The 12390-nt window shown below is 48.2% G+C and carries 10 protein-coding genes, 10 tRNA genes, 1 rRNA gene and 1 pseudogene; 4 read left to right on the top strand and 18 right to left on the bottom strand.

Annotated elements, in window-relative coordinates:
- The first annotated feature begins 4 nt into the window (after positions 1-4).
- Genes AC58UU_RS36670 through AC58UU_RS36660 form a run of 3 tightly spaced genes read left to right on the top strand, consistent with a single transcriptional unit; the run spans position 5 to position 2666 of the window.
- Positions 5-550, top strand: coding sequence for a heme NO-binding domain-containing protein (locus AC58UU_RS36670; RefSeq protein WP_497322358.1), 546 nt, complete (start codon positions 5-7; stop codon positions 548-550).
- Positions 551-2272, top strand: coding sequence for a hybrid sensor histidine kinase/response regulator (locus AC58UU_RS36665; RefSeq protein WP_497322357.1), 1722 nt, complete (start codon positions 551-553; stop codon positions 2270-2272). It abuts the gene before it with no gap.
- Positions 2273-2297: 25 nt separating this feature from the next.
- The gene (locus tag AC58UU_RS36660) at positions 2298-2666 is read left to right on the top strand and encodes a response regulator (RefSeq protein WP_497322356.1); all 369 of its coding nucleotides are present in this window, start codon (positions 2298-2300) and stop codon (positions 2664-2666) included.
- On the opposite strand, the gene AC58UU_RS36655 is transcribed toward AC58UU_RS36660, so the two are convergent.
- The 3 genes from AC58UU_RS36655 to AC58UU_RS36645 form a co-directional block, all read right to left on the bottom strand.
- On the bottom strand, positions 2660-3577 hold the full coding sequence (locus AC58UU_RS36655) for an NAD-dependent epimerase/dehydratase family protein (protein ID WP_497322355.1): 918 nt from the start codon (positions 3575-3577) through the stop codon (positions 2660-2662). The two genes, AC58UU_RS36660 and AC58UU_RS36655, sit on opposite strands and share 7 nt — an antisense overlap.
- Before the next feature lie 184 nt (positions 3578-3761).
- Positions 3762-5096 (bottom strand): (Fe-S)-binding protein, encoded by a 1335-nt coding sequence (locus AC58UU_RS36650; protein WP_497322354.1) that lies wholly within the window; start codon positions 5094-5096, stop codon positions 3762-3764.
- Complete coding sequence (locus AC58UU_RS36645) at positions 5089-6504, bottom strand: FAD-linked oxidase C-terminal domain-containing protein (protein WP_497322353.1); 1416 nt, start codon at positions 6502-6504, stop codon at positions 5089-5091. Before AC58UU_RS36645 ends, AC58UU_RS36650 begins: the two co-directional genes overlap by 8 nt.
- A gap of 119 nt (positions 6505-6623) precedes the next feature.
- Between AC58UU_RS36645 and AC58UU_RS36640 the strand changes: the two genes are divergently transcribed.
- The gene (locus AC58UU_RS36640; protein WP_497322352.1) at positions 6624-7337 is read left to right on the top strand and encodes a FadR/GntR family transcriptional regulator; all 714 of its coding nucleotides are present in this window, start codon (positions 6624-6626) and stop codon (positions 7335-7337) included.
- A gap of 39 nt (positions 7338-7376) precedes the next feature.
- Here AC58UU_RS36640 and AC58UU_RS36635 read toward each other — a convergent pair.
- The 15 genes and pseudogenes from AC58UU_RS36635 to rrf all read right to left on the bottom strand — a co-directional run.
- Positions 7377-7655, bottom strand: a pseudogene (locus tag AC58UU_RS36635) (cupin domain-containing protein); the annotation flags it as partial.
- Between the two features lie 66 nt (positions 7656-7721).
- Positions 7722-8915 (bottom strand): anhydro-N-acetylmuramic acid kinase, encoded by a 1194-nt coding sequence (locus AC58UU_RS36630; RefSeq protein WP_497322351.1) that lies wholly within the window; start codon positions 8913-8915, stop codon positions 7722-7724.
- Complete coding sequence (gene nagZ, locus AC58UU_RS36625) at positions 8915-10573, bottom strand: beta-N-acetylhexosaminidase (RefSeq protein WP_497322350.1); 1659 nt, start codon at positions 10571-10573, stop codon at positions 8915-8917. Before nagZ ends, AC58UU_RS36630 begins: the two co-directional genes overlap by 1 nt.
- A 202-nt stretch (positions 10574-10775) precedes the next feature.
- Complete coding sequence (locus AC58UU_RS36620) at positions 10776-11000, bottom strand: hypothetical protein (protein ID WP_497322348.1); 225 nt, start codon at positions 10998-11000, stop codon at positions 10776-10778.
- Positions 11001-11099: 99 nt separating this feature from the next.
- Positions 11100-11178 (bottom strand) — tRNA-Leu (locus AC58UU_RS36615).
- Positions 11179-11226: 48 nt separating this feature from the next.
- Positions 11227-11312 (bottom strand) — tRNA-Leu (locus AC58UU_RS36610).
- 59 nt (positions 11313-11371) lie between these two features.
- Positions 11372-11451 (bottom strand) — tRNA-Leu (locus AC58UU_RS36605).
- Between the two features lie 20 nt (positions 11452-11471).
- Positions 11472-11544: transfer RNA gene (locus tag AC58UU_RS36600), tRNA-Lys, on the bottom strand.
- Between the two features lie 34 nt (positions 11545-11578).
- A tRNA-His gene (locus tag AC58UU_RS36595) sits at positions 11579-11651 on the bottom strand.
- A gap of 75 nt (positions 11652-11726) precedes the next feature.
- Positions 11727-11802 (bottom strand) — tRNA-Thr (locus AC58UU_RS36590).
- 18 nt (positions 11803-11820) lie between these two features.
- Positions 11821-11896: transfer RNA gene (locus AC58UU_RS36585), tRNA-Phe, on the bottom strand.
- A 19-nt stretch (positions 11897-11915) separates the two neighbouring features.
- Positions 11916-11992, bottom strand: a tRNA-Asp gene (locus AC58UU_RS36580).
- A gap of 15 nt (positions 11993-12007) precedes the next feature.
- A tRNA-Val gene (locus AC58UU_RS36575) sits at positions 12008-12083 on the bottom strand.
- A gap of 77 nt (positions 12084-12160) precedes the next feature.
- Positions 12161-12235, bottom strand: a tRNA-Glu gene (locus tag AC58UU_RS36570).
- 51 nt (positions 12236-12286) lie between these two features.
- Positions 12287-12390: ribosomal RNA gene (rrf, locus tag AC58UU_RS36565) — 5S ribosomal RNA — on the bottom strand; the annotation flags it as partial.

Genomic DNA, 12390 nt, shown 5'->3' with positions numbered 1-12390 from the left:
TCTTATGAAAGGCATGGTTTTTACTTCTTTTCTCGAAATGGTCGAAAATAAATTTTCTCTAAGTATTGTCGATCAAATTATTGAAAGCTCCGACTTGCCCTCAGGCGGTAGCTATACCTCTGTCGGTACATACGACCATAATGAAATGATTCAGCTTATTGTGCAGCTAAGCCAGCGGACAAACATTCCCGTTACCTACTTGATCATCACTTTCGGCGAATATCTGTTTACACAGCTAATCGAGCTTCATCCTCAATTCATCCAAGAAAACAGCACCGTATTCAGCTTTCTGCAAAAAGTGGACAGCTATATTCACGTAGAAGTCCGCAAGCTATATCCAGGCGCCGAGCTGCCGGCATTCGAATATGACACTTCGGTACCTGGAACGCTGATCATGACCTACCGGTCCTCGCGACCTTTCGCCGATTTGGCAGAGGGGCTCATCATGGGATGCATTCAGTATTATGGCGAGCAGATTAGCATAGCACGGGAGAATTTAGACGAAGGAACCGCGGCCCGATTTATTTTAACGAACACGGAAGTGAAATAGATGCAGGATACGCAGGAACTAGACGTTCTTCGCCGACAACTAGAGCGGGAAAAGAAAGCGCGCAAAGAAGCGGAACAGATCGCCGAGCAGAAAACGCGTGAAATTTATTATGTAAATCAAGAACTTAGACAGTTGAACGATCAGCTGGAGGAATTGGTGAAGGAGCGTACGGTGGAGCTATCCAAAGCACGCGATGAAGCCATTGAAGCCAATCAAATCAAAAGCCAGTTTCTGGCCAATATGAGTCATGAACTACGCACGCCGCTCAACGCCATTATCGGTTATAGTGAAATGCTCAAAGAAGATGCCGAAGATATGAATGAACCCATATTCGCAGACGACCTCGGCAAAATCCATAACGCTGGTAAACATCTGCTGACACTTATCAATGATATTCTGGATCTCTCCAAGATCGAAGCCGGCAAGATGGATCTATACTTGGAAGTATGTGATATCCCGACGCTTATTCACGAAGTTCTGACGACTGTCAATCCTCTAATAGAGTCAGGCGGCAACCATTTGGAAGTCGCCTTCCCCCAAGGCGAAATGAAGACAGACATCACGAAGCTTAGACAGATCTTGTTCAATTTGCTAAGCAATGCCGGTAAGTTTACCAAGGATGGAACGATATGGCTAACAATTGGCTATGAAATGGCAAATGGGCATCCAGGCATTAGCTTCAGCATTAAAGACACCGGCATCGGCATGACGCCTGAACAGATGGAACATTTATTTCATGCTTTTAAACAAGCCGATTCCTCGACAACAAGGAAATACGGAGGCACGGGACTGGGACTTGCGATCAGTCAAAAGCTGTGCAAAATGATGGGCGGCCAGATCACTGTCGATAGTACGCACGGTCAAGGCACAACTTTTGCTTTCTGGTTGCCTCTACTAGAGAATCATGCGGAAGGCATTAACGATCCATTAACAGACAACGGCTCATGGACGATGCAGCGAAACCGCACGGTTCTGGTTATTGATGATGATCCGGCTATGCTGCAGTTGATGCAGCGTTTTCTCAGTAAAGAGGGATGTACGGTAGCGCTGGCCCAAAATGGACAAGAAGGCATTCGTCTTGCTAGGGAGCTGCGTCCTACGCTTATCTCCCTTGATGTGCTCATGCCGGGTATGGATGGTTGGACCGTACTAACAACGCTCAAAAACGATCCAGAACTATCAGAAATACCTGTCATCATGATGACAATGACCGATGATAAAAATATGGGCTATGCACTTGGCGCTGCGGAGTTTTTGATCAAACCGATTTATAAAGAAAAATTAATTTCTGTGCTGGACAAGCATATCCCTGAGAGGCAATCTAACTCGATACTCGTCATTGAAGACGATATCACAACAAGTCAGATGATGACTCAGATGTTGGAGAAAGAAGGCTACAAGGTCACTAGAGCGAAGGATGGACGCGTGGCCTTGCAATTCATGACACAAGCGCTCCCGCAATTGATTCTGCTCGATTTAATGATGCCGGGAATGGATGGATTCGAGTTCGTTACGGAACTGCGCAAACGCGAGGAATGGCGCTGGATTCCGATTGTTGTCATTACGGCGAAAGATATTGCTTCGGAGGATCGCTTGCGACTGAACGGCTATGTGAAAAAATTAATCCAAAAAGGAAGCTTTAGGCGCGAAACATTATTACATGAAATCCGCAGCCTAATGGCTGGTTCCATGGACGACCAGACCATTGGGGAGCATACCTAAATACGCAATAAAGAGGAAGCAAACGATGTATAAAATCTTATTAGTTGAAGACAACGAAATGAACCGTGACATGTTATCCCGTCGTTTATTGCGCAAGGGTTATGAAGTCATCATGGCAATGGATGGACAGCAAGGCGTCGATGCCGCAAGGTCCGAATCCCCAGACCTCATTCTCATGGATATGAGCCTTCCTGTATTGGACGGCTGGAACGCCACACGTCAGCTTAAAGCTTCGCCGGAGACAAAGGAGATCCCCATTATCGCGCTAACCGCCCATGCAATGGCGACGGATCGAGAACAGGCATTTGAGGCGGGATGCGATGATTTTGACACGAAGCCTGTTGAATGGAATCGGCTGCTCGAGAAGATACAAGTATTTTTGAAAGATCAGTAGCGATCTTTGTAATGGTCAAAAGTTTCCTGCAAGCCACTTCTTAATGTATATACCGGACTCCAATCCAAACCAGTAAGCGCGGCACGATTATCCAATCGGCTGTGAACGATGTCTCCAGCTCGAGAAGGTGCGTAGGAGGGATTGAAGCTCATCCCGCTGATGTCGCACATTTCCTTAAGAAGAGCGTTAACACTTGTCTGCTCGTTCCAACTAATATTGTATAATCCTCGGCCGCCCTTACTCAGTGCGGCCATATTTGCGCGAACGATATCTTTCACATAAATAAAATCTCTTGTTTGCTCCCCATCACCAAAAATCAATGGTTGTTTACCCGCTAGAAGCTTGTCAACAAAAATGGAGACTACGCCTCCTTCACCCTTTGGATCCTGTCTAATCCCATATACGTTCGCATAACGCAAAATCGTATAATCCAACTCATACAGCGAAGAAAAGCTCTCTATATAGTGTTCCGGTGTATGTTTAGAAATACCATAGAAGGATAGCGGCTTTATCGGATGATTCTCATCTACTCCCAAATATTGCGGAGTTCCATACACAGCTGCGGATGAAGCATAAATCAGCTTACGAACACCATGCTCCCTGCATTGTTCCAAGACGGCAAGGGTACCGAGAATGTTTATTTTAGCGTCTAGTAAAGGATTAGTAAGCGAAGTCTGAACATCGATTTGTGCAGCATGATGAATCACGACCTCTGGGCGTGCAGCGGTGAAAGCCTCTGTTAATCCATTATCTAACAAATCTCCATGATGGAAGACAGCAAGGGGATTCAAATTTTCTTTACGACCTGTAGATAAATTATCAAAAATATGTACGTGATGCCCCGAAATGATCAATTGATCGACAATATGTGAAGCAATAAAACCCGCTCCCCCAGTAACTAAAATATTCATAAGCGCATGCCCCCATCATGATAACGTAAATAAGCTGCAAAATAGATCACCGACTTGAGTTTTATTATATTATAGATCTCCTCCGTGTAGTTAGAATGAAAAAAACACAAATAAAAAAGAGCCATTATTTCGAACTAGATGAACTAGCTCAAGATAATAGCTCTATATTTTGTTTGACTTGGATTTAATTCTTCACGACTCTATCATATAAAAAGTCGGCAATATGGACGGCCTCCATGCGGTCTTTTTGCCCGTGCTTTTCAATACCAAGCTTCATTTGCAGCAAGCAGCCAGGGTTGCTTGTAACGAGATATTGAGCGGCAGTAGCGTTCACATTTTCCATTTTATGCTCAAGAATTTGGTTCGCCATAACGGGCTGTGTGACATTATAAATGCCGGCCGAACCACAGCAGGAGCCTGCATCTTTCATTTCTATATAGGCAACGTTGCCTACCTCTTTCAGAAGCTGTCTGGCAGGATTGCTGCCTTTCATAACATTACGTAGATGACAAGAGTCCTGATACGTAACGCGAGTGGAAGTTCCACCGTCAACTGTCTCTGCGAACTGGAGTGGACGTCCTTGCTCTACAAGAATCGTACTGATGTCCTTCACTCGTGCAGCGAACCAAGCCGAGGCTTCCTTCCATTCCGGCTCCTCATGAAGCAAATGATCATACTCTACAAGAATGGCACCGCAGCCACCCGCATTGGACACGATATAATCTACACCGGCCTCTTGGAAAGCGCGAATGTTATTCTTGGCCAAAGCTTTCGCTTGATCACTCTCACCGCTGTGTGCATGTAGGGCTCCGCAGCAATTCTGCGTCTCTGGAATGACTACGTCAAATCCCGCTTCAGAAAGCAGTTTTACCGTTTTAATATTCGTTTCAGTAAACAAAACATCCATTAAACAGCCGCGGAACATGCCAACCGTAGCAATCTTTTCCCCTTTTGCCGGAATGTAGGTACCCAATTGCTCTACGATCCCTTTACTGGAAGCGTCAGGGAGTATTGTTTCCATATCGGATAAGTGCTTGGAAAATACCTTTACAGCGCCTGTTTTCCTAACGATGGTTTGCAACCCTGATTTTTTATAGAAATGTAGGCCTGATCCCAACAAACTCATCCTTTTTTGATGAGGGAACAGCTCCTTGAACACCAGCTTACGTACACCGCTTACCCACCATCTATGCTGCTTCGTATGCGTCTCAATCGCATCACGGGCCTGCTCAATTAACTGTCCATATTTCACATCTGCCGGACAGGCTGGTTCACAAGCGCGGCATCCCAGGCAATGGTTCATTTGGTCTTCGAAGCTGATACCTGGCTCCATAATACCATCCACGGCCGCTTTCATAAGTGAAATTCGTCCACGAGGGGATTCGGCTTCCACGCCGGTCTCCTTGAATGTCGGACATGCAGGCAGACAAAAACCACAGCGCATACAATTGGTTAACTGTTCATAATCCAGCTTTTGTACGAGTGTTTCTTGAAGTGTTGCTGCTGGATGCTTAGCCACGATCAATCACCACCCTGCGTCTGGTCTCTTTGGCAAACATTTTACCGGGATTTAAAAGATGGTGAGGATCGAAGACTTCCTTTATCCCTTTCATCATGGCGATCCCGGCACTTCCCACTTTCCATTCCAAGAAAGGTGCTTTAACTAAACCAACGCCATGCTCGCCAGTAATCGTCCCTCCCATCCCGATAGCCGCTTCAAATATTTCCTCGAAGGCTAATTCAACACGATGTATTTCTTCGTGATCCCTTGCATCCGTCGTCGCTGTTGGATGAAGGTTACCATCTCCTGCATGTCCAAAGGTACAAATTTGCACGCGATGCTTCTCGGCTATGCGATTAATCTCTAGGACCATATCAGCAATCTTAGAGCGTGGAACGGTCGCATCCTCTAATATCGTTGTTGGGCGTAGACGGGCGAGTGCTGTAAAAGCGCTTCTCCTTGCCGTTAACAGCTTCAGGGCTTCCTCTTGATTGCTCGCAATGCTGACTTCATCCGCCAGCTCCTCGCGGCAAATTTCCGAGATCCGTTCGATATCCCGCTCGACGGTTTCCATTTCTCCATCCTGCTCGATTAACAGAATAGCTGCCATATCGAGCGGAAGCCCCAATTTGGCGAAATCGTCTACAACACGAATCGTAGGATTATCCATGAATTCTAAGGTAGCCGGAATGATGCGATTTTCTATGATTTTAGACACCGTACGAGCTGCTCCATATAAGTCTTTGTACATGGCGAGCATCGTTTTCTTATATTTGGGAGGCGGTATTAGCTTAAGCGTTGCTTCGGTAATGACTGCTAATGTACCCTCCGAGCCAATGAGCAGCTTCGTTAAATCATAGCCGGCCACATCCTTCATCAGCTTCCCGCCTGTGCGCATAATTTCGCCTGAGGCTAGGACACATTCTAATCCGATCACATAATCTTTGGTGGTGCCGTATTTTAAGCCGCGAAGACCTCCGGAGCATTCCGCTATATTTCCGCCTATCGTCGAGATAGACATACTGCTTGGATCTGGTGGATAAAATAAGCCAAGATTTTCAATATGCTCAATGAATTGCTTCGTAATGATACCCGGCTGAACCGTTGCCGTTAAATTTTGCAAATCAATGTCGAGTATCGCATTCATACGATGCATGACCATCACGATCCCCCCTTGAACGGGAACCGTTCCGCCGCAAAGATTCGTGCCTGAACCTCTGCTGACCAGCGGAATGCGATATTCATTTAACACCTTCATAATCGCAGATACCTGCGCCGTATCTTTGGGATAGATCACACCATCAGGCAGCGCTTGGAGCATAGGTGTTCCATCGTAGGAATGCGTAACAAGAGATTCCATATCATCTTTGAAAAATGCCTCGCCTACAATATCCTGCAGTTTTTGTCTTACTCGGTTCTCAAGCATAAATACCTCCCATGGGACTACTCATTTATTTCAACACAATTGATCATGTGATCAGATGACTTTTTTTCTATTTTAACTTATGATTGAATAGATGTATAGATACTTCATGGGGGAATTATATGACATTTCAGCAGATTCGACCGCAAAAGGGCTCGGAAATCGTGCTTCAACAAATAAAAATGCAAATCGAGACGGGTACCTATGCTCCAGGTTCGAAACTTCCAACTGTTGTTGAACTTGCAGCTAGCTTTCAGGTTGGCCGTTCTACGGTTAGAGAAGCACTTAGCGGGTTAAAGGCTATGGGGTGGGTAGATATTCGACATGGCGGAGGCACCTTCGTTACGAACCCTTTGCCAACAGACAGCAGCAGCCTTTTTGACCAAGGCCAAACGCTGCAGGAAGTGCAGGAGGTGCGAAGATTCATAGAGGCGGGTTGTGCTTCGTTAGCCGCAAGTCGCCGTACGGAAGGAAATTTGACGGCACTCAGGCAGATCCTCAGCACGATGGAAGCTTCACTTGAAAATGAAGAAGAAAGCGAGCAAGCCGACATTCGCTTTCACCTAGAAATCGCCAAAGCCTCCCACAATTCCCTCATGATCGGGATGATGGAGTCATTGACAGAGCGGTTGCAGCTAAGTATGAAGGCTTCTCGCCGTCTATGGTTTTTTGCTGAACGTGCTTCCGCAGAGAAGCTCCTTCAGGAACATCGTGACATCGTCGATGCCATCGAGATGAAAGATGAGCAGCTTGCAGCGGAGAAAATGTCGCAGCATATTCATAAAGTGGACCAAGTTATTCAAAAGCTTGCTAAAATCTCTACGGATAAATTCTGAGAAACTTCCCTGCTTATTCTTCTATAACTGGAAAATTCAGAAACGACCGCGAAAAGTCTCCATAATACCAGGAACACCGCCGATTGGCGGATGTAAATGCTCCGGGCATGTTTGACCAGGGAACAGAACTAATTCTTTGGCACAATAACGATCCGTGTTCACAAAGGTAATTAATTCAAGCCCTTGAACTTCCAGTTGATTCAGCCCAAAACCAGCCACTTCAATGTTCCTGATTTCGTTGTCTGTCAGCACAATACCGCTAAGCTTCAGCACTTCTGCTGCACGCTCTCGAGCCCTCGTGATCTCGCTTCTTTTCATCTCTTCTCGCCCTCCCTAAAAGTACCATCGGAAAGTGCACATCTGCCAGTTGTATATCAAAAGAATCTAAGGCAGGGCTAACTTGCCCATGATCGTAGGTCGTTCAGCCCCGGTAGCGGACGGCAGATTATTAGGAACGCCATGAATCCAATCGTTACCCAGCAAGGCAAACAGGACAGCTTCTTTGGCATCACCCGATAAGCCAAGTTCATCCGATGTAAGAATGGATTGCTCTGGAAGCAGCTCTCGGAGCATTCCGAGCAGCGTTTGATTATGCGCACCGCCGCCGCTTACAATCACTTCCGCAATGTTATACTCCGGGAAAACGAAGTCGTTGTAAGCTCGGGCGATGGAATGCGCGGTAAATGAAGTCGCTGTCGCAACGATGTCTTCGGGAGGTAATCCTCGCTCAAGAGCAGTCGCCAAATAAGAAGAGGCATATGCTTTACCAAAGAGCTCACGCCCCGTAGTTTTGGGTGGAGGGAGTTTGAAGTAAGGATGTGCCAGCATGCTATTAAGCAGCTCTACATCTACAAAACCGATAGAGGCCCATGAGCCATTCGCATCATAAGTCAACCGGCCTTGTGAAAGCTCAAAGACAACTTGGTCCATGATCATATTGCCTGGTCCCGTATCAAAGGCGATAAGACGTTGAGCATCGGTCGATGCGGAGGCCGGAATCGCGGTGCAATTGCCAATCCCCCCGATATTTTGGAGAATACGACCCTTTTCCTCATGGCGGAACAGAATAAAGTCCCCGTAAGGCGCAAGCGGTGCACCTTGACCGCCAACCGCCATATCCGCAGTACGGAAATCGCCAACAACAGGTCTTCCCGTCCGCTTAGCAAGGACGGATAAATCGCCGATTTGCAGGGTTGATTTCGGCAGAAATGGATTTGCTTCATCCGCAACAGGGATGTGCCATACCGTCTGACCATGAGAACTGATGAGATCAATTTGCTCCAAGGGGATATTAGCCGCTGCCGCCGCACGTAACACTGCATCGGCAAAGCGTTCCGCTATCGCGAAGTTCATCCCGCATAACAAAGACACATCGGAATGTTCGATGGAACATAATTCTTTGAGCTTTTCCCGTAATTCATCTTCATAGGCGAAGCTCTCAAAGTGGAGCACCTCGACCTTCGCGTTAACGCCGCAGCCATCAATCCGAACAACCGCGACGTCAATGCCATCAAGGGAAGTACCGGACATAATTCCAGCAACCGTCAGAGACGTTTGATTCAATAAAGAACGCAGCATTATAAACCTCCCTCCCATTTCCATCCTGCAGGATAGTCTAGACCGAGCGAGACCGGCAGCCGGCCTTGCGGAGTAAGCTGACCAAGCAAGCATTTGGCCGCACTCTGAAGGGCAAGCGGCCGGCTTTCATAAGCCGCGACGAAGGTTGAAATCTCCGGCAGCTCCAGCAAATCGTACGGCACCCGTAGCGCGACGACGACAAGCGGCTTGCCGAGCGCCTGCAGGGCACGCACCAGCTCGACCTGCGCGGGATGGAATCGGGCGTTGTACGTCCCGATGACGATCTGCTCCGCCTGCTGCGCCTCGGCGAGCAGCCCAGCGCTGCTCACTGCCACCTCCGGCAGCGGTAGCACGCGATCGAGCACGTCTAGGCCGTGCTCGGCCAGCGCAGCCCCCAAGCTCGCGGGGCCCGCGTATGTTTCGTCGACACCCGACGAAACAGCTGCGGCCACAGTGATCGCGAGCGTCTTCACCCGCTTCAGCGGGAGCAGCTTCTGCTCGTCTTTGACGAGCGTGATGCTCGCCTCGCTGAGGCGCTGGGCGACCGCGCGGTGCGCCGCGGTCCCGACCTCATCCGCGGCCGCAGCACTTGGCCGCGCTTCAAACAAGCCGCGCCGCTCCTTGAGCGCGAGCAACCGGGCGACCGAAGCGTCAATACGCGCTTCGGTAATCCGCCCTTCGCGCACCGCGCTCTCCAGCGCGGTGATGGCCGCGAGCTGGCGGTCGCGGCTGTGGCTGATCAGCACGAGATCAGCCCCCGCTTCGACCGCCATGACAGCCGCCGGCGCTGTGCCGTAATGCTCGGAGATCGCGTTCATTTCCATGCAATCGGTCATGATAACTCCCTCAAAGCCGAGCTCCTCACGAAGTAATCCAGTAAGTACCGACTTCGAAAGAGTGACAGGCAGCTTAGCTGATTCTAAAGCGGGGAAATAAATGTGCGCTGACATAATAGCATCCACGCCGCTCTTGATCGATTCAACGAAAGGCACCAATTCAACCGAACGAATACGCGCTTCAGAATGCTCGATCGTTGGTAAATCCAGATGCGAATCCACGTTTGTATCACCATGACCCGGGAAATGCTTGGCCGTTGCAACGACCCCGGCATCCTGGTAACCTTGCATAGACTGACGTCCAAATTCGGCAACAAGCTCCGGAGACTCCCCGAATGATCGAACGCCGATAACGGGATTATCCGGGTTATTATTCACATCCAAAACAGGTGCGAAGTTCATATTAACGCCCAGTGTTCGCAGTTCCTGCCCTGAAATAAAGGACGACTCATAAGCAGACTTTGAACCGTCAGCTGCTTTAAGAGCTCCCGCAGCTAGTGCCATCTGCCCTGGCATAAGCGCCACTCCCTCAGTCAAGCGAGCCACCATGCCGCCCTCTTGATCGATAGATATCCATAACGGCAGATTTTCGGAACGATTTGCAACTTGTTGGAGCTGCTCGGATAACCGAGCAACTTGCTGTGTATCCTGTACATTACGTGCGAAGTAAATGACCCCGCCTATGTGGTTTTGTTCAATAAAGTTCTCCAGATATTCGGTCATACCCGTGCCTTCAAAACCACAGAGGATCATCTGACCGATTTTTTGCCGAAGCGTCAATTCATTGAGGCTTCTCTGGCTCCTGCTCGTATTCATATTCATATCGTTTACTAACTCCCCTCGTAAAGCAATCAAATTCCTAAATGTAAGTGTTTACAATGCAAACCGAATACCTATAATTATAGGAATAAAAAAATAATATTTCAATATGAATATAATATGTGAAATTTTATTTTAAAACGAAATAGAACTGAGAAGAGTGAAAAAGAGGCAAACGAATGTCACACTCGCTGCCTCTTTTTTGCTAACCCATATATGTATCAATCGCTGCCAAAACCTCTTGTAATTTGCGATTAACTTCTGTCAGCTTAGATTCCAGCTGTTCATTGTTACTTTGTGTATCAAGAGTTGTATCATGAATTGCATCCTGCAAGTCATAGGCTGAGCTGGAAAGATCTATCGCCTCAATATTGGACGCAATCACTTTCAGCGTATGGACCAGCAATATAGCTTTCTTGATGTCTTCCAATGGGGCAGCCCTTGTCGAAATCAAATTCAGGGATTAAAGAACAAAAAAAGTGGTTGAGCAGGAAAGCTTCCTGTTCAACCACTTTACTTTGTCATACGATACCGGCAAGAGGACTCGAACCTCCACCCTTTCGGACTCGATTTTGAGTCGAGCGCGTCTGCCATTCCGCCATGCCGGCTTATGTGGCGCGCCTAGATGTGTTAAGGCGCGCATGCAGTTAAGATAATGCCGAAGACCGGACTTGAACCGGTACGGTAGTCACCTACCGCAGGATTTTAAGTCCTGTGCGTCTGCCGATTCCGCCACTCCGGCTTAATTGAAAGCTCCGAACTGGAAGTAACTAAGTTACCATCCAGTTCGTCACTTTGGGATGCGCGTAGAGGGACTTGAACCCCCACGGTCGCCCGCTAGATCCTAAGTCTAGTGCGTCTGCCAATTCCGCCATACGCGCATGCTGTAGATAAGGCAAAGTGAGTCATGTAGGATTCGAACCTACGACACCCTGATTAAAAGTCAGGTGCTCTACCAACTGAGCTAATGACTCATGTAAGACATGAGTTCTTGATTGAAAAATAATGGGCGGACGACGGGACTTGAACCCGCGAATGCTGGATCCACAAACCAGTGCGTTAACCCCTTCGCCACGACCGCCATATGAATAAGTCTTGCTGGGCCGAAAAAGTAATCAGCGTTACTACAACGCTTCGCTTCACTTTTTGGCTATTCTGGTGCCGTCGAGAGGACTTGAACCCCCAACCTACTGATTACAAGTCAGTTGCTCTACCAGTTGAGCTACAACGGCTTATTAAGTTTGTAAAAGTGGTGGCTCGGGACGGAATCGAACCGCCGACACGAGGATTTTCAGTCCTCTGCTCTACCGACTGAGCTACCGAGCCTTACTTGATTTTGTAAAAATGGCGGAGCTGACGGGATTCGAACCCGCGGTCTCCTGCGTGACAGGCAGGCATGTTAGGCCACTACACCACAGCTCCAAAATGTACAATTTATGGTGAACGCTGACGGGATCGAACCGCCGACCCCTACCCTGTCAAGGTAGTGCTCTCCCAGCTGAGCTAAGCGTTCATGATGAAATCTTGTTGGGCCCACGCAAAGTATTCGGAGTACACTTCGTAAGCATCACTTCACTTTGTGGGGATTATTGGTGACCCGTAGGGGACTCGAACCCCTGTTACCTCCGTGAAAGGGAGGTGTCTTAACCACTTGACCAACGGGCCTTATTTCCGCGCAAAAGAGGCGGCAAAAAAAATACCCAACTAGTGGGTACTGCTTGGCAACGTTCTACTCTCCCAGAACCCTGCGGTTCAAGTACCATCGACGCTGGAGGGCTTAACGGTCGTGTTCGAGATGGGAACGCGTGGGTCCCCTCCGC

It is taken from the genome of Paenibacillus sp. JT22N1, from assembly GCF_059692155.1.
Note: the sequence above shows the minus strand (reverse complement) of the source record. Positions and strands in the feature narration are given on the sequence as shown.

What these genes read in the sequence shown, in the direction of transcription:
- AC58UU_RS36670 (WP_497322358.1), top strand. Translation starts at nt 5, where the DNA reads ATGAAAGGCATGGTTTTTACTTCTTTTCTCGAAATGGTCGAAAATAAA.
- AC58UU_RS36665 (WP_497322357.1), top strand. Translation starts at nt 551, where the DNA reads ATGCAGGATACGCAGGAACTAGACGTTCTTCGCCGACAACTAGAGCGG.
- AC58UU_RS36660 (WP_497322356.1), top strand. Translation starts at nt 2,298, where the DNA reads ATGTATAAAATCTTATTAGTTGAAGACAACGAAATGAACCGTGACATG.
- AC58UU_RS36655 (WP_497322355.1), bottom strand. Translation starts at nt 3,577, where the DNA reads ATGAATATTTTAGTTACTGGGGGAGCGGGTTTTATTGCTTCACATATT.
- AC58UU_RS36645 (WP_497322353.1), bottom strand. Translation starts at nt 6,504, where the DNA reads ATGCTTGAGAACCGAGTAAGACAAAAACTGCAGGATATTGTAGGCGAG.
- AC58UU_RS36640 (WP_497322352.1), top strand. Translation starts at nt 6,624, where the DNA reads ATGACATTTCAGCAGATTCGACCGCAAAAGGGCTCGGAAATCGTGCTT.
- AC58UU_RS36630 (WP_497322351.1), bottom strand. Translation starts at nt 8,915, where the DNA reads ATGCTGCGTTCTTTATTGAATCAAACGTCTCTGACGGTTGCTGGAATT.
- nagZ (WP_497322350.1), bottom strand. Translation starts at nt 10,573, where the DNA reads ATGAATATGAATACGAGCAGGAGCCAGAGAAGCCTCAATGAATTGACG.